Origin of the sequence: Streptomyces sp. NPDC048462 (assembly GCF_043200175.1) — a bacterium.
Taxonomy (GTDB): Bacteria; Actinomycetota; Actinomycetes; order Streptomycetales; family Streptomycetaceae; genus Streptomyces.
Map to the genome: position 1 here is coordinate 141,153 of NZ_JBICXG010000019.1, position 21,622 is coordinate 162,774.

Annotated in this window: 17 protein-coding genes; 12 read left to right on the forward strand and 5 right to left on the reverse strand. The window is 71.0% G+C overall.

Annotation, left to right across the window (positions count from 1 at the left end):
* Positions 1-42: 42 nt before the first annotated feature.
* The 6 genes from ACGFU6_RS27780 to ACGFU6_RS27805 all read left to right on the forward strand — a co-directional run bounded on the left by ACGFU6_RS27780 (position 43) and on the right by ACGFU6_RS27805 (position 6,405).
* Positions 43-1,353, forward strand: a complete 1,311-nt coding sequence (locus ACGFU6_RS27780; RefSeq protein ID WP_393614747.1) for an alpha-L-fucosidase — start codon at positions 43-45, stop codon at positions 1,351-1,353.
* 51 nt (positions 1,354-1,404) lie between these two features.
* Complete coding sequence (locus ACGFU6_RS27785; protein ID WP_393614748.1) at positions 1,405-2,838, forward strand: polysaccharide lyase 6 family protein; 1,434 nt, start codon at positions 1,405-1,407, stop codon at positions 2,836-2,838.
* Positions 2,839-2,895: 57 nt separating this feature from the next.
* The gene (locus tag ACGFU6_RS27790) at positions 2,896-4,323 is read left to right on the forward strand and encodes a polysaccharide lyase 6 family protein (RefSeq protein ID WP_393614750.1); all 1,428 of its coding nucleotides are present in this window, start codon (positions 2,896-2,898) and stop codon (positions 4,321-4,323) included.
* 112 nt (positions 4,324-4,435) lie between these two features.
* Complete coding sequence (locus ACGFU6_RS27795; protein ID WP_393614752.1) at positions 4,436-5,245, forward strand: sugar phosphate isomerase/epimerase family protein; 810 nt, start codon at positions 4,436-4,438, stop codon at positions 5,243-5,245.
* Positions 5,246-5,297: 52 nt separating this feature from the next.
* Positions 5,298-5,951 (forward strand): SGNH/GDSL hydrolase family protein, encoded by a 654-nt coding sequence (locus tag ACGFU6_RS27800; RefSeq protein ID WP_393614753.1) that lies wholly within the window; start codon positions 5,298-5,300, stop codon positions 5,949-5,951.
* Positions 5,952-6,042: 91 nt separating this feature from the next.
* Positions 6,043-6,405 carry a cupin domain-containing protein gene (locus tag ACGFU6_RS27805; protein ID WP_393614755.1) on the forward strand — a complete coding sequence of 121 codons (363 nt, stop codon included), beginning with the start codon at positions 6,043-6,045 and terminating at the stop codon, positions 6,403-6,405.
* A gap of 41 nt (positions 6,406-6,446) precedes the next feature.
* Here the strand turns inward: ACGFU6_RS27805 and ACGFU6_RS27810 are convergent, their stop codons facing one another.
* From ACGFU6_RS27810 to ACGFU6_RS27820, 3 genes are all read right to left on the reverse strand, one after another.
* Complete coding sequence (locus ACGFU6_RS27810; protein ID WP_393614757.1) at positions 6,447-7,745, reverse strand: MFS transporter; 1,299 nt, start codon at positions 7,743-7,745, stop codon at positions 6,447-6,449.
* Positions 7,746-7,821: 76 nt separating this feature from the next.
* Entirely contained in the window at positions 7,822-8,364 is a 543-nt protein-coding gene (locus ACGFU6_RS27815) for a methylated-DNA--[protein]-cysteine S-methyltransferase (protein WP_393614759.1), read from the reverse strand.
* 67 nt (positions 8,365-8,431) lie between these two features.
* A complete protein-coding gene (locus tag ACGFU6_RS27820; RefSeq protein ID WP_393614761.1) occupies positions 8,432-9,418 on the reverse strand; it encodes a glycerophosphodiester phosphodiesterase in 987 nt (328 codons plus the stop codon).
* A 247-nt stretch (positions 9,419-9,665) separates the two neighbouring features.
* Between ACGFU6_RS27820 and ACGFU6_RS27825 the strand changes: the two genes are divergently transcribed.
* The 5 genes from ACGFU6_RS27825 (at position 9,666) to ACGFU6_RS27845 (ending at position 16,750) form a co-directional block, all read left to right on the forward strand.
* Positions 9,666-10,541 carry an MHYT domain-containing protein gene (locus ACGFU6_RS27825; protein ID WP_393614763.1) on the forward strand — a complete coding sequence of 292 codons (876 nt, stop codon included), beginning with the start codon at positions 9,666-9,668 and terminating at the stop codon, positions 10,539-10,541.
* Positions 10,542-10,579: 38 nt separating this feature from the next.
* Positions 10,580-12,697, forward strand: a complete 2,118-nt coding sequence (uvrB, locus tag ACGFU6_RS27830; protein ID WP_393614765.1) for an excinuclease ABC subunit UvrB — start codon at positions 10,580-10,582, stop codon at positions 12,695-12,697.
* Positions 12,698-12,827: 130 nt separating this feature from the next.
* The gene (locus ACGFU6_RS27835; protein WP_393614767.1) at positions 12,828-13,406 is read left to right on the forward strand and encodes a TerD family protein; all 579 of its coding nucleotides are present in this window, start codon (positions 12,828-12,830) and stop codon (positions 13,404-13,406) included.
* Positions 13,407-13,548: 142 nt separating this feature from the next.
* Complete coding sequence (locus ACGFU6_RS27840) at positions 13,549-15,480, forward strand: TerD family protein (RefSeq protein WP_393614769.1); 1,932 nt, start codon at positions 13,549-13,551, stop codon at positions 15,478-15,480.
* Between the two features lie 259 nt (positions 15,481-15,739).
* Positions 15,740-16,750, forward strand: a complete 1,011-nt coding sequence (locus ACGFU6_RS27845; protein WP_393614771.1) for a TerC family protein — start codon at positions 15,740-15,742, stop codon at positions 16,748-16,750.
* A 120-nt stretch (positions 16,751-16,870) separates the two neighbouring features.
* Here the strand turns inward: ACGFU6_RS27845 and ACGFU6_RS27850 are convergent, their stop codons facing one another.
* Positions 16,871-17,527 (reverse strand): MBL fold metallo-hydrolase, encoded by a 657-nt coding sequence (locus ACGFU6_RS27850; protein ID WP_393614772.1) that lies wholly within the window; start codon positions 17,525-17,527, stop codon positions 16,871-16,873.
* A gap of 10 nt (positions 17,528-17,537) precedes the next feature.
* Positions 17,538-18,230 carry a maleylpyruvate isomerase family mycothiol-dependent enzyme gene (locus tag ACGFU6_RS27855; protein ID WP_393614774.1) on the reverse strand — a complete coding sequence of 231 codons (693 nt, stop codon included), beginning with the start codon at positions 18,228-18,230 and terminating at the stop codon, positions 17,538-17,540.
* 175 nt (positions 18,231-18,405) lie between these two features.
* Here ACGFU6_RS27855 and uvrA point away from each other — a divergent pair, with 175 nt between their 5' ends.
* Positions 18,406-21,477: an excinuclease ABC subunit UvrA gene (gene uvrA, locus ACGFU6_RS27860; RefSeq protein ID WP_393614776.1), complete on the forward strand. Its 3,072-nt coding sequence runs from the start codon at positions 18,406-18,408 to the stop codon at positions 21,475-21,477.
* Positions 21,478-21,622 lie beyond the last annotated feature (145 nt).

A 21,622-nucleotide genomic window follows, 5' to 3' on the forward strand; every position in this document is an offset into this window, starting at 1 on the left:
CCCCTCCGTCACCACCCCCGTCCCCCGCAAGGAGCACATCCCATGACCCCGCCCGCGACCCCCGCTCCCGCAGGAGCCCCGGAGACGGACTGGTTCACCGCAGCCCGGTTCGGCATGTTCGTCCACTGGGGCCTGTACTCCCTCGCCGCGCGGCACGAGTGGGTCAAGAACCGGGAGAAGCTGACCGACGAGCAGTACCAGGTCTACTTCGACCACTTCGACCCCGACCGCTACGACCCGGTCCAGTGGGCCAGGGCCGCCAAGGCGGCCGGTATGCGGTACGTCGTCCTGACCACCAAGCACCACGACGGCTTCTGCCTCTGGGACAGCGCCCTCACCGAGTACAAGGTCACCAACACCCCGCACGGCCGCGACCTCGTCGGCCCGTTCGTCGAGGCCTGCCGCGCCGAAGGGCTCAAGGTCGGCCTCTACTACTCGCTGATCGACTGGCACCACCCGTCCTTCCCCGTGGACGGCACCCACCCGCAGCGCGACGACGAGGAGTTCAAGGCCGCGAACACCGGCCGGGACATCCGCGACTACCGGCGCTACCTGCACGGCCAGGTCCGTGAACTGCTGACGTCCTTCGGGCGCGTCGACTACCTCTTCTTCGACTTCTCCTACGCCGGGCGCACCTGGTGGGGCGGCAAGGGACCCGACGACTGGGACTCCCCGAAGCTCCTGGAGACGATCCGGGAACTCCAGCCGCACGTCCTGGTCAACGACCGCACCGGGCTTCCCGGCGACTTCGTGACCCCCGAGCAGTACCAGCCATCGGGCCCGATGACCGAGGACGGGCGCCCCGTCCTGTGGGAGGCCTGCCAGACGCTCAACGGCAGTTGGGGCTACGACCGCGACAACCTCGACCACAAGAGCGCCGACCTGCTGATCCGGATGCTCGTCGACGGGGTGTCCAAGGGCGGCAACCTGCTGCTCAACGTGGGCCCCACCGGCCGAGGCGACCTCGACCCGCGCGACTCGGCGATCCTCGGCGAGATCGGCCGGTGGACACAGCTGCACGAGCGGTCGGTACGCGGCTGCGGGCCGTCCCCGTACACCGCCCCCGCCGAATGCCGGTACACCCAGCGCGGCGACCGGCTCTACGTCCACCTGTTCGCCTGGCCCCCGCGCCACCTGCACCTGCCGGGCCTCGCCGGCCGGGTGCGGTACGCCCAGCTGCTGAACGACGCGTCCGAGATCATCCCGGTCCACATCGACCCGGACCGGCCCGCCGTCAACACCGAGATGGGCGGGCAGCCCGCCGGAACGCTCACGCTCCAGATCCCGGTGCGCCGCCCCGACACCCCCGTCCCCGTCATCGAACTGTTCCTGGACACACCGGCCGAGGGCTGAGACCCGGACCCCGGTCCGCAACCCCCTCAATTCCGCACTCACGGAGGCACCATGCAACGCCGCACGTTCCTCATGAGCACCGCTGCCGGGGTGGCACTGGCCGCCGCCCCCGTCGGCGGACCACTGACCGCGAGCGCGACCACGGCTCCGGAGCCCGTCCGCACACTGGACCAGCTCCGGGCCGCCATCGACCGGGCACGCCCCGGAACCCGGATCGTTGTGGCCGACGGGACGTACACCGTGCCGCCGGACAGCCCCCTCGCCATCCGGAACAAGCGCGGCACCCCGCGCGCACCCGTGACCATCGCCGCGCAGACCCGCGGCGGCGTCGTCCTGGAGGGCGAGCACAGCTTCGTCCTGGAGGCGTCGCACCACATCACCCTCAGCGGTTTCTCGTTCCGTCAGAGCAGCACCCTGGACGTCCCCCCGGACTGCTCGCACATCAGGCTCACCCGCAACGACCTCCAACTGGCCGACATCGAGGGCCTGCACTGGGTGATGGTGCGCGCGGACGACAGCACGGTCGACCACAACCACTTCCACGGCAAGAGCACCCTCGGCATCTACCTCGGCATCGAGGGCGCGGACACCGAGGAGATGGCCCAGCGCGTCCACGTGTACCGCAACTACTTCTCCGACCACACCTTCGCCGGGTCCAACGGCGGCGAACCGATCCGGCTCGGTGTCAGCCCCCGGGCGCTGTCCGGCGCCCACGCGCTCGTGGAGTACAACCTGTTCGAGCGCGCGAACGGGGACCCCGAGGCGATCTCGGTGAAGAGCTCGGACAACACCATCCGGTACAACACCATCCGCGACAGCCTGGGCGGCATCGTGCTGCGCCACGGCAACCGCAACCGGGTGGAGGCCAACCACCTCGTCGACGGCCAGGAAGGGGTACGGATCTACGGCAACGACCACACAATCGTCAACAACTACCTCGCCGGCCTGTCGGGGCGCGCCCTGGTCATCGGCAGCGGTTCCGAGCGCGACCACCTGCCCGGCGAGTCGCCCGACACGCGTCGGGGCAACGACGCCCCGGACCGCGTCCTCATCGCGTACAACACCCTGGTCGGCAACAACGGCACGCTCTCCGGCGAGAGCCAGCGCCCGCACGAGCCGCGGGACGTCACCGTCGCGGACAACCTGCTCGTCGCGGACACCGGTCAGCTCGTCGAGATGGCGAACACCGTGCGCTTCACCTGGTCGGGCAACCTCCTGTGGGGCGCCGCCGCCGACGGCAACATCCCGGCCGGTGGCGGCGCCCGCGTCGACCCCCGCCTGGTGCCGGACCCGTACGGCATCGCGCGCCCGGCCGCCGACAGCCCGGCGATCGGTGCGGGCACGCTCCGGTGGCCGCCCGTCACCCACGACATCGACGGCCGGCCGCGCGGCCGTAGCCGGGACGTGGGCGCCGACCAGTACTCCCGCCGGGGCCCCGGCCGCGCCCCCCTCACCCCGGCCGACGTCGGCCCGCACGCCGGCTGACGACCACGGCCCGCACGCCGGCTGAACGAATCCGTCCGCATCGACGCAGGAGGCACCATGCAACGCCGCACGTTCCTCAGAAGCACCGCCGTGGCCGCACTCGCGGCCGTACCCCTCACCACCGCGCTGTCGGGCACCGCGGCCGCGGCCGACATCCCGGTCTCCTCCCTGGCCGCACTGCAGAGCGCCATCAACAGCGCAGCGCCCGGGGACCGGATCGTCGTCGCCGACGGCACCTACACGGTCCCGTCCGGCAGCTCCGTCAACATCTCCGGCAAGAACGGCACCGGCGCCGCGCAGATCACCATCGTCTCCAAGACCCGCGGCGGCGCCGTGCTGCGCGGCGAACGCGGCTTCGTGCTCAGCGATTCGAGCAACATCACCATCAGCGGCTTCTCCTTCCGGCAGAGCACCACGATGGAGATCCCGGCGGACTGCTCGTCGATCCGGCTGACCCGCAACGACTTCCAGCTCGCGGACGCCGGCGACCCGTACTGGCTCGTCGTGCGGGCGGACGACTCGAAGATCGACCGGAACCACTTCCACAACAAGACCACCGCGGGCATCTTCATCGTCGTGGACGGCACGGGCAAGACCGCCATGGCCCAGAACCTGCACATCTTCCGCAACCACTTCTCCGACCACACCTTCACCGGCGCCAACGGAGGCGAGCCCATCCGCCTCGGCGTCAGCGGCCGGGCACTGTCCGAGGCCAACGCGGTCGTCGAGTACAACCTGTTCGAGCGCTGCGACGGCGACCCCGAGGCCATCTCGGTGAAGTCCTCGAAGAACACCATCCGGTACAACACCGTCCGCGACAGCCGCGGCGGCATCGTGCTGCGCCACGGCAACGGTTCCGTGGTGGAGGGCAACTACCTGATCGACGGCATCGACGGGGTACGCATCTACGGCAACGACCACCGGATCGTCAACAACTACCTGAGCGGGCTGTCCGGCCGGGCCCTGGTGGTCGGCAGCGGCACCACCCGGGACCACAACTCCGGCGAGACACCGGAGCAGCGGACGGGCAACGACGCCTGCGACCGTGCGGTGATCGTGCACAACTCGCTGATCGACAACACCGGCTCGCTCTCCGGCGAGACCCGGGCGTTCGAGCCGACGAACGTGACCGTGGCGGACAACCTGCTCGTCGGTGACGCGGGCAGCCTCGTCGCGATGGGGGCCACCACCGGCTTCACCTGGCAGAGCAACCTGCTGTGGGGCGCGGCCGGAGACGGCAACATCCCCGCCGGGGGCTTCACCCGGGCCGACCCGCTGCTCAGCCAGGGCGCGGACGGCATCCTGCGGCTGACGTCGGGCAGCCCGGCGATCGGCGCCGCCACCCTGAGCGGCGCGGCCGTCGCCGACGACATCGACGGGGACCAGCGCGGCAGCGTACGGGACATCGGCGCCGACGAGTACGCGACGGCGCCCGCGCTCCGGCACCCGCTCACGGCCGCCGACGTGGGCCCGAATGCCGCCTGAGCGAGCACGGTGACGGGGAACCGCACAGCGGGCCCGGTCCGCCCGCCCCGTCCGGGCGGACCGCTACGAAGAGCGTCCGAACGCCCACCGCCCACCGCAGGAAGGCAGTGCCATGACCGACGAGAGCAGCCGGAACGCGGTGGGCGGAATCAGGCCGGGCCTGTGCTCGGTCACGTTCCGCCGGCTGCCCGCCGCCGAGGTCGCCCGACGTGCCGCCGGTGCGGGCCTGGAGGTGATCGAGTGGGGGGCCGACGTCCACGCGCCCGCCGCGGAGCCCGACACCGTCCGCGCGGTCCGCCAGGCCACCGACCGCTACGGCATGACCTGTTGCTCGTACGGCTCGTACTTCCGCGCCACCCGGGGCGAGCTGGCGGGATTCCCCGCCGTCGCCCGCGCCGCGGTACTGCTCGGGGCGCCCCGGATACGGGTGTGGGCGGGAGCGGCCGGATCGCGGTCCGCGTCGCCCGGGGAGCGGCGGGAGACGGTGCGCTGTCTGCGGGAGGCGGCGCGGATCGCCGCCGGCCACGGACTGCTGCTCGCGCCCGAGTTCCACGGGGGGACGCTCACCGACACCGTCGCCTCGACCGCCCGGCTGCTGGACGAGGTGGGCGCGGAGAACGTGCGCACCTACTGGCAGCCGCCGCTCGACGCCCCGGACGAGGAGGCGCTGGCGGGGCTCGCGGAGCTGGCCGACCGGGTCTGTGCCGTGCACGCCTTCTCGTGGTGGCCCGGCAACAACCGGCTGCCGCTGGGGGCCCGTTCGCACCTGTGGACGGCAGCGCTCGGCCTGCTGGCGGGCCGGGGCGTCGAGGCGCTCCTGGAGTTCGTGCCCGGCGACGACCCCGAGGTGCTGGCGCGGGAGGCGGCGGCGCTGAGGGGATTCGCCTTGCCGGACGGCGTGGGGCCGAACATAGTCGACTGAACCCGCAGGCCACGAGGGGCGTTCCGGCGCCCCCGATGTCAGAACGGCAGACATGCGCATCAAGAACGACGACACGCTCCTGTTCATCGGAGACTCCATCACCGACGCGGGCCGCGACCGCGCGGACTCCGCCTCGCTCGGTGCGGGTTACGTCCACGAGATCGCGCGGATCCTGCGCGACCGTGCGGCCGAAGGACCCGGGCCCGGACCCCGTGTCATCAACAGGGGGATCAGCGGCAACCGCGTCTACGACCTGGAGACCCGCTGGACCACCGATGTCATCGACCACCGGCCCACCGTGGTCACCGTCAAGATCGGCATCAACGACACCTGGCGGCACTACGACAGCGGACTGGCCAGCCCGGTGGACGAGTTCGAGTCCTGCCTCGACGGCCTGCTCGCGGACACCGCGCGCATGATGCCCGCGCGGCTGGTCGTCATCACCCCGTTCCTCGTCCCGGTCGGGCCGGACCAGGAGAGGTGGTTCGACGACCTGACTCCCCGCACCGACGCAGTCCTGCGCGCGGCCGCGAACAACGCGGCCCAGGTGGTCCGCGCCGACCATGTCATGGCCCGTGCGGTACGGGACCGGCAGCCGGTGGAGCTGGCCCGGGACGGCGTCCACCCGACCCCGCTCGGGCACCGGCTGATCGCCGATGCCTGGCTCGCCGTGGCCGACCCGGCCGCCACGGAAGCGCGGGCGTAGCACCGTCTTCGCGGGGACCGGGCCGGATGCTTCACGGACTCGGCCCGGGGCCCTGCGGGACGCGGATGGACGGTCGCTAGAGTGACCGCCCATGACCACAATTGATCAAGTTCCCGCCTCTTTCGTCGTGCACATCCCGGATGCCGAACTCGAACCGGAGCCGCTCGATCCGGCGCAGATCGTTTCGGGCGATCCGCAGGTCACCGGCAAGGTGCTGTGGGAGTCGCCCGACGGCAAGCAGCTGCGCGGGATCTGGCAGATCACGCCCGGCGTGGTCACGGACACCGAGGCCAACGAGCTGTTCGTGGTGGTCAGCGGTCGCGCGACGATGGCGGTCGAGGGCGGCGGGACGCTGGAGCTCGGACCGGGCGACGCCTGCGTGCTGCGCGAGGGCGACCGTACGACGTGGACCGTGCACGAGACGCTGCGCAAGGCGTACCACATCAGCCTCTGAAGGCCCGTGGCGTCCTGAAGCCCTGAAGGCCTTGGGGTCCCTCAGGCCGAGGCGGGGCGGGTGAGGGACCGGCGCAGGGCCAGCGCGGCCATCGGCAGCAGCAGGCAGGCGCCGGTGAGGTTCAGCCAGCCGTAGCTCGCCCGGGAGACGATCACCCCGGCGACCGCGCCGCCGATGCCCGCCGAGGCATTCATGGTCAGGTCCGACAGGCCCTGTACGGCGGCGCGGGCGGGCTGCGGTACGGAGTCGGTGAGCAGCGCGGAGCCGGCGACCAGCCCTGCGGACCAGCCGAGCCCGAGCACGAACAGCCCGGCCGCGGTCCGGCCGTGGGCTGCGCCCGCGGTGCCCGCAAGGAGTGCGGCCAGGGAGAGCAGCCCGACCGCCAGGCCGATGACAGCGATCCGTCCGAAGCGGTCCGACAGCCAGCCCATCACCGGCGAGAACGCGTACATCCCCGCGATGTGGCCGCTGATCACCAGGCCGACCAGCTGGAGGTCCGCGCCGTGGTGGCCCAGGTCGACCGGGGTCATCACCATGATCGAGACCATCGCGGTGTGCGAGACGGTCATGGTCACCAGCGCGAGCCGGGCCATCGGCGAAGCCCGCACGGCGGCGATGCCCGCACGCAGCGAACGGTTGGCGGTCGACCTGCCCTCCTGCGGGTCCAGCGCGCGTGCCGTGAGCAGCGGGTCGGGCCGCAGCAGCACCGCGATCACGAGGGCGGCGAGGAGGAAGATGCCGGCCGCCCAGACGAAGGGCCCGGCCGTCTCGGACACGGCGGTGCCGCGGAAGACCCGGCCCGCCGGGGCCGCGATGTTGGGCCCCGCGACCGAGCCGATGGTGGTGGCCCAGATGACCGTCGAGATCGCCCGGCCGCGCCGCTCGGGCTCGGCCAGATCCGCCGCGGCGAACCGCGCCTGCAGATTGGCGGAGGAGCCCGCGCCGAAGGCGGCCATGCCGAGGAGCAGCAGTGGGAAGTTCTCCACCAGGGTGGCGAGCACCACGAGGCCGGCTCCCAGCGCCCCGATCAGATACGCCAGCACGAGCCCCGGGCGGCGGCCGCGCGAGGTCATCAGCGCGGCCAGCGGCAGCGACAGCAGGGCCGTGCCGGTCACCGACGCGGTGGGCGCGAGGCCCGACAGCGCCTCGGAGCCGCTGACCTGCGTCGCCAGCACGGGGGCCAAGGCGATGCCGACGGGCACGCCGAGGCCGCCGAGTATCTGACCGGCGATCAGGACGGCGGTCGTTCTGCGCCGGAGCCCCGGCAGGTCGGCCGAGGTGACCCGCCCGGTGGGAGCGGACCCGCCGGGGGCGTCGGATGCGTCGAGGGTGTTGGTCACCGACGCAGTGTGTCAGTCCGAACGTGCGTACGAAAATGAGATCGAGGGCGATCGGGGTACCGTCCGCCGAGGTGGCTCAGAACAGCGGCTGCGGCAGCACGCCCTCCAGCGCGAGCAGCTGCCGCTTCGTCTCCAGCCCGCCGCCGAAGCCGCCGATCCCGCCGTCGCGCTCCACCACCCGGTGGCAGGGCACCACGACCGGCAGCGGATTGGACCCCATGGCCGCCCCGACCGCCTGGGCCGCCCCGGGCTGCCCGACCCGGTCGGCGAGCTCCCCGTAGCCGGCGACGGCGCCGTAGGGCACGCCCGTCGCCAGCTCACGGAGCACCTGACGGTTGAAACCGCTGGTCAGTGACCAGTCGAGAGCGAGCGAGAAATCACGCAGGGTGCCGGCGAAGTATGCCGCGAACTGGCGTATCGGCTCGGCCAGCCGCGCGGAGTCCGGTGCTTCGGCCAATTCGGCGCCGAGCCGGCTCCGCAACTGGGCCAGCGCCCTGTCCCGTACCGCCGGACGTGCGTGGAAGACCACGCTCACCAGCCCGGCGTCGGTCGCGGCCAGCAGCAGCGGGCCGATGTCGCTCTCCACGACGGCCCACTCGACAACCCCGTTGTTGTTCATGGCACCCACGGTACGGCCGGCCACTGACAACGCTCGGTGGCCGGCCGCGACAACGGCCCCGCAACGATCAGCCGCCGGTCGCACGCACCCCGGCTGCCTGAGGTGCCCCGATGGCCTCGCGCGTCCCGGTGGCCGCACGGACCACGTCCGGGGCGTTGGTGATGATGCCGTCCACGCCGTAGCCGGTCACCCGGAGCGCGTCCGCCGCGTCGTTGACCGTCCAGGTGTCGACCTGCAGCCTCTTGTGGTGCGGCCCCTTCAGCGCGTGCACCGCCGCGACGTACTGGGCCGAGACCGAGGTGTGGTCCGGGTTGATCCGGTCGGTGAACCGGGCGTACGCGGGCAGCTCGGCGACGGCCGGGGTGCCCAGCAGGCCGGTGATGACGTCGGGACGCTGCTCGTGCACCCTGCGCACACTGTCCGCGCCGAAGCTCTGGATCACGAGGCGGTCGCGGACGTGGCCGCCGTCCAGCCAGCCCTCCTCGGCCAGCACCTGAAGGGTCGCCCGCTCGATCCCCGGGTAGGTCTCGGGGCTCTTGATCTCCATGAGCAGGCTCTGGTCGTTGTGCTCGATACGTTCCAGGTACTGCCGGAGCGTGGGCACCCGGGTTCCGGCGTACCGCGCGCCGAACCAGCTGCCCGCGTCCAGCCGGGCGATCTCGGCGGCCGTGAAGTCCTTGACCGCCCACGGTGCGCGACCGGGGAAGACCGTCTCGGCGTCGGTGGTGCGCTTCAGATCGGTGTCGTGGATGACGACGAGAACGCCGTCCTTGGTCAGCTGGACGTCGTTCTCCACCCACTCGAAGCCGAGCGCGTGGGCCTTGTCGACGGACACGAGGGTGTTCTCGGGGGCGTAGGCAGACGCGCCCCGGTGGGCGATGACGAGCGGGGTACGGACCGGGGCGGCGGCGCGGGTCACCGGGCCGGGGTGCCCGGCGGCAGCGGTGGTGGTGTCCGAGACGGGTGCGCCGGTGTTCGACATCAGGAACGTGCCGGCGGCCAGCAGTGCGGCGGCAGCGACGGAGGCGGTAGCGGTAGCGGTGCCTGCGTACACGTGGACTCCTTGCGTCAGGGATGCGGAGCGTCGGAGTGTGCGGACGGCCCGAGAGTCGCAGCCGCCGCCGAACGGGGGAGAGGCGGCGGGTGGCCACCATGTGAACGGACCCGGGGGACTGTGAACGGACCCCGGGGACCGCGTCATGGACCCGTGCCCCTGTCGATAAAATGCAGCTCTTCTGTTTGTTTGCCGGGCCTCGCGCCTTAGGGTCGTCCGCACCCGGGCTTCTGCGAAGGACGTGTGTATGCAGGGCACAATCGACGGCTTCAGCTACGGGGCGGTGACCCCCGTCGCCGCGTTTGTCATGGCCTGCCTCGGCGCGGCACTCGGTCTGCGCTGCACCACCCGGTCACTGCGCACGGAACGTTCCTTCAAGGCAGGCTGGCTGGCTCTCGGCGCGACTTCCATAGGCTCCGGAATCTGGACGATGCACTTCATCGCGATGATGGGCTTCTCCGTCGAGGAGGTGCCGATCGGCTACGACAAGCCGGTCACGTTCGCCAGCCTCGCCGTCGCGATCGTCGTGGTCGGTGTCGGGATCTTCCTTGTCGGGTACCGGGGCGCCACCCCGATGGCGCTGGTGACGGGCGGCACGATCACCGGACTCGGCGTGGCCACCATGCATTACCTCGGCATGGCCGGGATGCGACTTGATGGGCAGTTCGAGTACGACACGATCACCGTGACACTCTCCGTGGTCATCGCCGTGTCGGCCTCGACCGCCGCGCTCTGGGCCGCCGTCTCGATCCACGGCTTCCTGCCCAGCCTCGGTGCGGCCGTCGTGATGGGCGTCGCGGTCAGCGGGATGCACTACACCGGCATGGCCGCGCTCCGGGTCCACCTGCACCCCGCCACCGTCACCGGCACCACCGCCGGTGACACCCCGACCGGCCTGCTCGTGCCCATGCTGATCGGCCCGGCCTGCTTCCTGCTGATCGCCGGGGTCGTCGTGATGTTCGACCCGCTGGTGGTCATGGGCACCCCGGACTGGGAGGACGCCGCGGCCGGACGGGCCCTCGGCGTCCCCGCCCAGCGCCAGATACCCCGGTTCGGCACCCACGCCGACCCGGCGTCCTTCCATTCGCAGCGGCGCGACCCCGTGGAGTACCACGACCGCTGACCCGGCCCGTTGTCAGTGGGGGGCCGTACGGTGGTTGCATGCGGCCCGTTTCGAAGATCGAACGTTCGGTGGCGCCTTTCGAGGTCGTCAGTCCCTACCAGCCCAGCGGCGACCAGCCGACGGCCATCGCCGAGCTGGAGAAGCGCGTCCGGGCAGGTGAGAAGGACGTCGTGCTCCTCGGCGCGACCGGCACCGGAAAGTCGGCGACCACCGCCTGGATGATCGAGAAGCTGCAGCGCCCCACCCTGGTGATGGCGCCGAACAAGACCCTCGCCGCCCAGCTGGCCAACGAGTTCCGCGAGCTCCTGCCCAACAACGCCGTCGAGTACTTCGTCTCGTACTACGACTACTACCAGCCCGAGGCGTACGTCCCGCAGTCGGACACCTACATCGAGAAGGACTCCTCGATCAACGAGGAGGTCGAACGGCTGCGCCACTCCGCGACGAACTCCCTGCTCACCCGGCGTGACGTCATCGTCGTCGCCTCCGTCTCCTGCATCTACGGCCTGGGCACACCGCAGGAGTACGTGGACCGGATGGTCCAGCTCAAGGTGGGCGACGAGATCGACCGCGACCAGCTGCTGCGCCGCTTCGTCGAGATCCAGTACAGCCGCAACGACCTGGCCTTCGCCCGGGGCACCTTCCGGGTGCGGGGCGACACCATCGAGATCTTCCCGGTCTACGAGGAGCTCGCCGTCCGCATCGAGATGTTCGGTGACGAGATCGAGGCGCTCTCCACCCTCCACCCGCTCACCGGCGAGGTCATCAGCGAGGACCAGTCCCTCCACGTCTTCCCCGCCAGCCACTACGTGGCGGGACCGGAGCGCCTGGAGAAGGCCGTCGGCGGCATCGAGAAGGAGCTGGAGCAGCGGCTGGCCGAGCTGGAGAAGCAGGGCAAGATGCTGGAGGCCCAGCGGCTGCGGATGCGCACCACGTACGACATCGAGATGCTCCGCCAGATCGGCACCTGCTCGGGCGTCGAGAACTACTCGATGCACTTCGACGACCGCACCCCCGGCACCGCGCCCAACACCCTCCTGGACTACTTCCCCGAGGACTTCCTCCTCGTGCTCGACGAGTCGCACGTCACCGTGCCGCAGATCGGCGCGATGTACGAGGGAGACGCCTCCCGGAAGCGGACCCTCGTCGACCACGGCTTCCGGCTGCCGTCCGCCCTGGACAACCGCCCGCTGAAGTGGGAGGAGTTCCTCGGACGGATCAACCAGACGGTCTACCTCTCCGCCACCCCCGGCAAGTACGAGCTCTCCCGCGGCGACGGCTTCGTGGAGCAGATCATCCGCCCCACCGGCCTCGTCGACCCGGAGATCGTCGTCAAGCCCACCGAGGGCCAGATCGACGACCTGGTGCACGAGATCCGCAAGCGCACCGAGAAGGACGAGCGGGTCCTGGTCACCACCCTCACCAAGAAGATGTCGGAGGACCTCACCGACTACTTCCTGGAGCTCGGCATCCAGGTGCGCTACCTGCACAGCGACGTCGACACCCTGCGCCGCATCGAGCTGCTGCGCGAACTGCGCTCGGGCGAGTACGACGTCCTGGTCGGCATCAACCTCCTGCGCGAGGGCCTCGACCTGCCCGAGGTGTCGCTCGTGGCGATCCTCGACGCCGACAAGCAGGGCTTCCTGCGTTCGGGCACCTCACTGATCCAGACCATCGGCCGAGCCGCCCGTAACGTGTCCGGTCAGGTCCATATGTACGCGGACAAGATCACCCCGGCGATGGCGCAGGCCATCGAGGAGACCAACCGGCGCCGCGAGAAGCAGATCGCCTACAACACCGAGCGCGGCCTCGACCCGCAGCCGCTGCGCAAGAAGATCAACGACATCGTCGCGACGATCGCCCGCGAGGAGGTCGACACCGAGCAGCTGCTCGGCACCGGCTACCGCCAGACGAAGGGCACCAAGGCGCCCGTGCCCACGCTGGGCATCAAGGCCGGTTCCGCGAAGACCAAGGGCGAGGGGGCGGCGGTCACCGACCGGCCGGCCACCGAGCTCGCCGGGATCATCGAGGAGATGACCGACCGGATGCGCGCCGCCGCCGCGGACCTGCAGTTCGAGGTGGCCGCCCGACTGCGCGACGAGGTAGGGGAGTTGAAGAAGGAGTTGCGCCAGATGCGGGAGGCGGGCCTGGCCTGACCCCGCGGTGCGGGGTGTGTTGCAGGACCGACACAAAACGGCCCGGACCCGATGCGCGGGTGGCGTGAATGCGTAGGGTGCTGGAAACCGCGCAAGGACGGTTTGCGGGGAAGCGGAGAGGGGACAGCGCGTGACGGTCAATATGACCAAGGGCCAGGCCATCAGCCTGCAGAAGAGCGACGGGGGGACCCTGACCGCGGTACGGATGGGGCTCGGCTGGCAGGCGGCGCCGCGCCGCGGTCTGTTCGGTTCGCGCACCCGCGAGATCGACCTGGACGCCTCGGCGGTCCTGTTCGCCGACAAGCAGCCGGTCGACGTCGTCTTCTTCCGGCACCTCGTCAGCGACGACGGCTCGGTCAAGCACACCGGGGACAACCTGGTCGGCGGCGCCGGCTCGGGCGGCGACGACGAGGCGATCCTGGTCGACCTCCAGCGGGTGCCGGTCCACATCGACCAGATCGTCTTCACGGTGAACTCCTTCACCGGCCAGACGTTCCAGGAGGTGCAGAACGCCTTCTGCCGCATCGTCGACGAGACCAACGGCCAGGAGCTCGCCCGCTACACCCTGGACGGTGGCGGGCAGTACACCGCGCAGATCATGGCGAAGGTGCACCGCGCGGGCAGCGGATGGCAGATGACCGCCATCGGCAACCCGGCCAACGGCCGCACCTTCCAGGACCTCATGCCGGCGATCCTGCCGCACCTGTAGGCGGAGCCGGACCAGCGGGTCCGTATCGGTACGCGCAGCTCCCGGAGGCATCGGCCGCCGGGAGCTTCACCGCATCACCACCACCTTCATCACCACCGCGGCACCGCGCCGCGCGGCAGCAACTCGTCGAGGGGACAGGGCAATGACGGCCGAGCTGGTCCGGGGGCAGAACCACGCCTTGCCCCAGACCCGTCTGGAGATCCGGATTTCGGCAGGCGCGCCGGTCGTCGCCGGGGCCACCCTCGGGGACGAGCACGGCACCGTGCACGGCGTCGAGCGGATCGCCCACCCCGGCTCCCCGCACCTGCCGGGTCTGGAGGTCTCCAGGCAGGCCGCCGCCGAGCACCGGCTCGCCGTGGACCTCGACGCCCTGCCCGACGGGGTGCACCGGGTCACCGTGCTGCTCGCCCTGCCGCTGGAGGCGGGCGGTCCGACCCGGTTCGGAGCCGTGGCCGCGCCCTTCGTCGCCGTCACCGGACTCGAAGGCACCGAGATCGCCACCTTCACCCTGACCGGCCTGGACACCGAGTCGGCCGTCGCCGCCCTGGAGCTCTACCGCAGGCAGGGCGCCTGGAAGGTCCGCGCCGTCGGGCAGGGCTACGCGGGCGGTCTCGCCGCGATGCTCGCCGACCAGGGCGTGGACCGGGCGGCCGAGCTGGCCGGTTCGATCCAGGAGGCCGTCGCCCGAGGCCTGGCCCGTTCCGTGTCACCGCCCCCGCCCCGCACCCCGGAGGGCGACCGGGTCCGGCACGCGGCGGGACCCGCGGCCGTCCCGGGCGGCGGGCAGCCCCTCGTCGGGCCCCCGGCCGCCCGGCAGCCCGAGCAGCCGGCACCGGCCGCCGTCCCGTCCGGGCCCATCGACTACGCGCACCCGCGCCGCCGGCCCTCCGCGCCCCCGCCGCCCCCTCCCGCCGCGCCGCCCGCCGGGCCCGGAGAGCAGGCCGGGCCCGTTGCCGGGGACGCGACCGGCTGGTCCATGGACGAACGCCTCTACAACCAGATCTGGGGGATGTTCGAGGACCTGGCCAGGGCCACCGCCGCCTACCGCAGCGCGGTCGACTTCGCGGAGTCCCGGATGGACCAGGAGCTGGAGCGGACCCTGTCCGACCCGCGCAGCCGGATCGGCGGTTCGGGCGACCTGGCCCGTGAACAGGCCCGCGCCAAGCGCGACGAGCTGACCGGCCGGGCCCGCGAGGCACTGGACCGCGACCTCGCCCAGCTGGCCGCCGAGTCCGCCGTGGTGGAACCCGCGCTCCCCGCCCCGTACGCGGGCTGGGACAACCCCGTCTGGCACGCCTACCGGGTTCCGATGGAGATCCCCATGGCCCTGCGGATCGGTGACCTGCACCTGCCCGAGAGCGGCGAACTGCGCATCCCGCTGCTCGTGCGGCTGCCGCTGGAGCGCGGCATCTGGATCGACAGCGGGCGCACGGCCTCCGAGGCCGCCGCCCTGACGGACGGGGACCAGCTGCGCCGCCTGGCCATGGAGAGCGCCGTACTGCACGCTGCCCGGCTGCTCGCCGTCTACCCCGCGGGCGAGTTCTCGGTCCACGTCATCGACCCGGCCGGTTCCGCCTCGGCCGCGCTGGATCCGCTGGTCCGCTCCGGGGTGCTCGCGGGCCCGCCCGCCTCCGGCGCCGGGGGAGTGTCCTCGGTGCTCGCCCAGCTGACCCGGCGGGTCGACCTGGTGCAGATGGCGATCCGGGCCGGCGCCGCGGATTCGCTGCCGCCCGATCTGGACCCGGCCGAGCAGTTGCTGATCGTCAACGACTTCCCGCACGGCTTCGACGACCGGGCCGTCAACCAGCTGCGCTACCTCGCCGACGAGGGGCCGTCCGTCGGCGTCCATCTGCTGATGGTCGCCGACCGGGAGGACGCCTCCGCGTTCGGGCCGGTACTCGATCCGCTGTGGCGGTCGCTGCTCCGGATCACCCCGGTTGCCGACGACCATCTGGCCGACCCCTGGGTCGGCCATGCCTGGACGTACGAGCCGCTGACCACGCCCGAGGGCAGCCGCGTCCTTGATCTCGTGCTCGCTCAGGTGGCGGCCGCCCGTCGCGGCGAGCCCCGCTGACCCGCTCCGTCCCCGATCGCCCACTACCCCTCTGAACTGGGGCTTTGGTTCTTCTTTAGCTTCCTCTTTACCTTTCCTTGGTAATTCCTGTACTGTTCTTTGGGCGGAGGGGAGTACTCCCGATCGCGGCGTTCCCGTCAGTACGGACTGTGACCGGTCCCGGGGCGCCGGCCAGGCGCGCAGCCCGTGCGCCCAGGTGGAAGAGACCTCCGGCAGCGACGACGCTGATCAGTAGCCGTAGCGAACTGCCGGAGGCGCAGTGGACGTTTCATGGACCCTCTGGGCGCTGACCATCCTTGGTCTCAGCGCCCTCATCGCCGTCGACTTCTTCATCGGGCGCAAGCCCCATGACGTGTCGACCAAGGAAGCCGGAATCTGGACGATCGTCTGGATCGCCCTGGCCGCCCTCTTCGGGCTCGGCCTGCTCGTCTCGGGTGAGAGCCAGGCCTCGGGCGAGTTCTTCGCCGGCTTCATCACCGAGAAGTCGCTGAGTGTCGACAACCTCTTCGTCTTCGTGCTGATCATGGCGAAGTTCTCGGTGCCCTCACACCTCCAGCAGCGGGTGCTGCTCTTCGGTGTCCTGATAGCGCTGGTGCTTCGGGCGATCTTCATCGCCGCCGGCGCCGCGGTCATCGCCAACTTCTCGTGGGTCTTCTACATCTTCGGCGCGTTCCTGATCTTCACCGCCTGGAAGCTCATCCAGGAGGCGCGGGCCGACGAGGAGGAAGAGGAGTTCGAGGAGAACCGCCTCCTGAAGACGATCGAGCGCCGCTTCGGTGTCGCCGACAGGTACCACGGCACCAAGCTCTTCATCCGCAACAACGGCAAGCGCGTCCTGACGCCCCTGATGGTCGTCATGCTCGCCATCGGAACCACCGATGTGCTGTTCGCGCTGGACTCGATCCCGGCGATCTTCGGGCTGACCCAGGACCCGTACATCGTCTTCACGGCCAACGCCTTCGCCCTGATGGGCCTGCGGCAGCTGTACTTCCTGATCGGCGGTCTGCTGAAGAAGCTGGTCCACCTCAGCTACGGGCTCTCGGTGATCCTCGGCTTCATCGGCGTCAAGCTGGTGCTGCACGCCCTGCACGAGTCCGGGGTGCACGTGCCCGAGATCTCGATCCCGGTCTCGCTCGGCGTCATCTGCGGCGTGCTGGTGATCACCACGATCACCAGCCTCCTCGCCAACAGGAAGCAGGCCGCCGCGGAGTCCGACGAGGCCGCGAAGGCCGAGGACGGTGCGGACAAGGGCGCCGGAATCGACGCCTGAACCGGCCGCGTGGCCCCGGTGAAGCGGGGCCACGCACGGCGACGCGCATGAAAGGGCCCCGGTGACTCCCGCTCCGTGAAGCGGATCTCACCGGGGCCCTTCATGTCATGTGTGTCGTTGTTACCAGCCGCGGGCGCGCCACTCGGGCAGCCGGGGCCGCTCGTCGCCCAGCGTGGTGTCGTTGCCGTGCCCCGGGTAGACCCAGGTCTCGTCCGGCAGCGGGGCGAAGAGCTTGGTCTCCACATCGTCCAGCAGGCTCACGAACGCTTCGGCGTCCCCGAACGTGTTGCCGACCCCGCCCGGGAAGAGGCAGTCCCCGGTGAACAGGTGCGGGGCACCGTGCGGGTCGTCGTAGAGGAGCGCGATCGAGCCCGGCGTGTGCCCGGTCAGATGCCGGGCGGTCAGGGCGACCCGCCCGACCCGGATCGTGGCGTCGTCATCGACGAGCACATCGGTGGTGACCGGGATCCCCTCGGCGTCATGGCGCCCGGCGTACGTACGCGCGCCGGTGGCCGCCACGACCTCGCCCAGCGCCTGCCAGTGGTCGCCGTGGCGGTGGGTGGTGACGACCGAGGTGATCGAGTCGTCACCGATCAGCCGGAGCAGGGTCGCGGCGTCGTTCGCCGCGTCGATCAGGAGCTGCTCGCCGGTGGCCCGGCAGCGCAGCAGATAGGCGTTGTTGTTCATCGGGCCGACGGCGGCCTTGGAGATCATCAGATCCGTCAGCTCGTGCACGTCCGCCCGCCCGCCGACCTTGACCACTCCGCTGTACGTCATGCGTCTCAGCCTATAGCGGGGGCAGTACGGGCAGGGGCTGGGCGCCATCGACGGTCAGCGCCGACCCGTCGCGGCGCCCGCAGAGCCAGCCGAGCAGCTCGGGCGCCGTCCCGCGGACCGCGACCGGGCCGCCTTCCCTGCCGCCCCCCGTCGTCCAGATCCGGCCCGTGTCGTCGGCCACGGCCGTGGACACGATGTCCGGGTGCCCGGCGAACCGCTCGGCGAGGAAGTCGATCTCCCGGGCGGTGAAGTCGTCCGGGAGATCCTCCAGCTCGTAGCCGACGCCCAGGTCGACGTGGTGCAGCTCGACCTCGATACGGCGGCGGAAGGGGATCCGGGAGGCCGAGTCCGTCACACCGTTGCGCATCGCGACGGTGCGTGACCAGTCGGCCGGGGCGGCGGCCGCCGCCACGAAGCGGGCCGCGCTCTCCGTCAGATCGGCCAGCTGTCCGGCCGGCGTGCGGTGCGCGTCGCGCTCGATGTCGCGGTCGCGGGTTTCGCTGTCTGCGTACATCGGCCGACCCTGGAGAACATTTACCAGCGCGTCGGCGTTACGTGAAAGGTGCGCGAGGACATGACCCCGGCTCCAGCCGGGCAGCCGCGACGGCCGGGCGAGCTCGGAGTCGTCCAGTTTCTCCGTGGCACTGAGCAGCCGGGCGGTCGCTTCACGAAGTGCGTCCAGGTCGTGCGCGTGATCAATCATGGGGCCGAGAGTAGCCCCGCCACTCATTCGGGTGAAGGAGTCATCAGCCGTCCGTAAATCGAATGCGCGTGCTATACGCTCGGAGTCGAAAGCTCCGTACATCGCTGTGGCACCCCCCATACCCTGGGGCAGGGGCTCAGTTCCCCCGCTTCTCTCTAGAAAGGTGCGGACCGGCGTGGCCGACCGTCTCATCGTCCGTGGCGCTCGCGAGCACAACCTCAAGAACGTCTCGCTCGACCTTCCCCGCGACTCCCTCATCGTCTTCACCGGGCTCTCCGGGTCGGGCAAGTCGTCGCTCGCGTTCGACACGATCTTCGCCGAGGGGCAGCGCCGTTACGTGGAGTCGCTCTCCTCGTACGCCCGGCAGTTCCTCGGTCAGATGGACAAGCCGGACGTCGACTTCATTGAGGGCCTGTCGCCCGCCGTCTCCATCGACCAGAAGTCGACCTCGCGCAACCCGCGCTCGACGGTCGGCACCATCACGGAGGTCTACGACTACCTCCGGCTGCTCTTCGCCAGGATCGGCAAGCCGCACTGCCCCGAGTGCCACCGGCCGATCTCGCGCCAGTCGCCGCAGGCCATCGTGGACAAGGTGCTCGGGCTGCCCGAGGGCAGCCGCTTCCAGGTGCTCTCGCCGCTGGTGCGTGAGCGCAAGGGCGAGTTCGTCGACCTCTTCGCGGACCTGCAGACCAAGGGCTACAGCAGGGCCAGGGTCGACGGCGAGACGATCCAGCTCTCCGAGCCGCCCGCGCTCAAGAAGCAGGAGAAGCACACGATCGAGGTGGTCATCGACCGCCTCACCGTCAAGGACAGCGCCAAGCGCCGGCTGACCGACTCGGTGGAGACGGCCCTCGGCCTGTCCGGCGGCATGGTCGTGCTCGACTTCGTCGACCTCCCCGAGGACGACGCCGAGCGTGAGCGGATGTACTCCGAGCACCTCTACTGCCCGTACGACGACCTCTCCTTCGAGGAGCTGGAGCCGCGTTCCTTCTCCTTCAACTCGCCCTTCGGCGCCTGCCCGGACTGCACGGGCATCGGTACGCGGATGGAGGTCGACCCGGAGCTGATCGTCCCGGACGGGGAGAAGTCCCTCGACGAGGGCGCCATCCACCCCTGGTCGCACGGCCACACCAAGGAGTACTTCGGGCGCCAGATCAACGCGCTCGCGGACGCCCTCGGCTTCCGTACGGACATTCCCTGGGACGGGCTGCCGCAGCGGGCCAAGAAGGCCCTGCTGCACGGCCACAAGATCCAGACCGAGGTCCGCTACCGCAACCGCTACGGGCGCGAGCGCGCCTACACCACCCCCTCCTTCGAGGGCGCCGTGCAGTTCGTGAAGAGGCGGCACTCCGAGGCGGAGAGCGACTCCAGCAGGGAGCGCTTCGAGGGCTACATGCGCGAGGTGCCCTGCCCCACCTGCGAGGGCACCCGCCTCAAGCCGATCGTCCTGGCGGTGACGGTGATGGAGAAGTCCATCGCCGAGGTCGCCGCGATGTCGATCAGCGAGTGCGCCGAGTTCCTCGGCCGGATGAAGCTGAACGCCCGTGACAAGAAGATCGCGGAGCGGGTGCTCAAGGAGGTCAACGAGCGGCTGAAGTTCCTGGTCGACGTGGGCCTGGACTACCTCTCGCTGAACCGCGCGGCCGGCACCCTGTCCGGCGGCGAGGCCCAGCGCATCCGGCTCGCCACCCAGATCGGCTCCGGCCTGGTCGGCGTGCTCTACGTCCTGGACGAGCCGTCCATCGGCCTGCACCAGCGCGACAACCACCGCCTGATCGAGACCCTGGTCCGGCTCCGCGACATGGGCAACACCCTCATCGTCGTCGAGCACGACGAGGACACCATCAAGGTCGCCGACTGGGTCGTCGACATCGGCCCCGGCGCCGGTGAGCACGGCGGCAAGGTGGTCCACTCCGGATCGCTCAAGGAGCTGCTGGCCAACGACAAGTCGATCACCGGTCAGTACCTGACCGGCAAGAGGTCGATCGCGATGCCCGACATCCGGCGTCCCGTCGACCCCTCGCGCCTGCTCACGGTGCACGGTGCCCGGGAGAACAACCTCCAGGACATCGACGTCGCCTTCCCGCTCGGCGTGCTGACCGCCGTGACCGGTGTCTCCGGCTCCGGCAAGTCGACCCTGGTCAACGACATCCTCTACACCCACCTGGCGCGCGAGCTGAACGGCGCCAAGTCGGTCCCCGGCCGGCACACCCGGGTCGACGGGGACGACCTCGTCGACAAGGTCGTGCACGTCGACCAGTCGCCCATCGGCCGGACGCCCCGGTCCAACCCGGCCACGTACACCGGCGTCTTCGACCACGTCCGCAGGCTGTTCGCGGAGACGATGGAGGCCAAGGTCCGCGGCTACCTGCCGGGCCGGTTCTCCTTCAACGTCAAGGGCGGCCGCTGCGAGAACTGCTCCGGCGACGGCACCATCAAGATCGAGATGAACTTCCTGCCGGACGTGTACGTCCCGTGCGAGGTCTGCCACGGGGCGCGCTACAACCGGGAGACCCTGGAGGTCCACTACAAGGGCAAGTCCATCGCCGAGGTGCTGGACATGCCCATCGAGGAGGGCCTGGAGTTCTTCGAGGCCGTGCCGACCATCGCGCGCCACCTGCGCACGCTCAACGAGGTCGGCCTCGGATACGTCAGGCTCGGGCAGTCCGCGCCGACGCTCTCCGGCGGTGAGGCACAGCGCGTGAAGCTGGCCAGCGAGCTCCAGAAGCGCTCGACCGGCCGCACGGTCTACGTGCTGGACGAGCCGACCACCGGCCTGCACTTCGAGGACATCTCCAAGCTCATCAAGGTGCTCTCCGGCCTGGTCGACAAGGGCAACACGGTGATCGTCATCGAGCACAACCTCGATGTCGTCAAGACCGCCGACTGGGTCATCGACATGGGCCCCGAGGGCGGCAACGGCGGCGGTCTCGTCATCGCCGAGGGCACCCCGGAGTACGTGGCCGGTGTTCCCGCCAGCCACACCGGGAAGTTCCTCCAGGGCATCCTGGACGCGGACCGGGTCGGCGAGGCGGCGGTGCCCTCGGCCCGCAAGCCGGTCCGGGGGACGGCGGCGAAGAAGGCGGTCGCCGCGAAGTCCGCCCCCGCCAGGAAGACGGAGACGGCCAAGACGGACCGGAGCACCGCGGCGAAGGCCACGGGCGCCGCGCCGAAGAAGGCCGCCGTCAAGAAGGCCGAGGCGAAGAAGCCCGCGGCCAAGAGGGCGACCCGCGCGCGCAAGGCCTGAGGCCGGGGGGGGGGGGGGGGGGGGGGGGGGGGGGGCGGGGCGGGGCGGGGGGGGGGGGGGGGGGGGGGCGGGGGGGTGGGGGGGGGGGGGGGGGGGGGGGGGGGCTGGGGTGGGGGGGGGGGGGGGGGGCGGGGCGTAGGGGGGT

What these genes read in the sequence shown, in the direction of transcription:
- uvrB (WP_393614765.1), top strand. Translation starts at nt 10,580, where the DNA reads ATGCGGCCCGTTTCGAAGATCGAACGTTCGGTGGCGCCTTTCGAGGTC.
- ACGFU6_RS27855 (WP_393614774.1), bottom strand. Translation starts at nt 18,230, where the DNA reads ATGATTGATCACGCGCACGACCTGGACGCACTTCGTGAAGCGACCGCC.
- ACGFU6_RS27800 (WP_393614753.1), top strand. Translation starts at nt 5,298, where the DNA reads ATGCGCATCAAGAACGACGACACGCTCCTGTTCATCGGAGACTCCATC.
- ACGFU6_RS27850 (WP_393614772.1), bottom strand. Translation starts at nt 17,527, where the DNA reads ATGACGTACAGCGGAGTGGTCAAGGTCGGCGGGCGGGCGGACGTGCAC.
- ACGFU6_RS27840 (WP_393614769.1), top strand. Translation starts at nt 13,549, where the DNA reads ATGACGGCCGAGCTGGTCCGGGGGCAGAACCACGCCTTGCCCCAGACC.
- ACGFU6_RS27785 (WP_393614748.1), top strand. Translation starts at nt 1,405, where the DNA reads ATGCAACGCCGCACGTTCCTCATGAGCACCGCTGCCGGGGTGGCACTG.
- ACGFU6_RS27780 (WP_393614747.1), top strand. Translation starts at nt 43, where the DNA reads ATGACCCCGCCCGCGACCCCCGCTCCCGCAGGAGCCCCGGAGACGGAC.
- ACGFU6_RS27795 (WP_393614752.1), top strand. Translation starts at nt 4,436, where the DNA reads ATGACCGACGAGAGCAGCCGGAACGCGGTGGGCGGAATCAGGCCGGGC.
- ACGFU6_RS27815 (WP_393614759.1), bottom strand. Translation starts at nt 8,364, where the DNA reads ATGAACAACAACGGGGTTGTCGAGTGGGCCGTCGTGGAGAGCGACATC.
- ACGFU6_RS27825 (WP_393614763.1), top strand. Translation starts at nt 9,666, where the DNA reads ATGCAGGGCACAATCGACGGCTTCAGCTACGGGGCGGTGACCCCCGTC.
- ACGFU6_RS27805 (WP_393614755.1), top strand. Translation starts at nt 6,043, where the DNA reads ATGACCACAATTGATCAAGTTCCCGCCTCTTTCGTCGTGCACATCCCG.
- ACGFU6_RS27790 (WP_393614750.1), top strand. Translation starts at nt 2,896, where the DNA reads ATGCAACGCCGCACGTTCCTCAGAAGCACCGCCGTGGCCGCACTCGCG.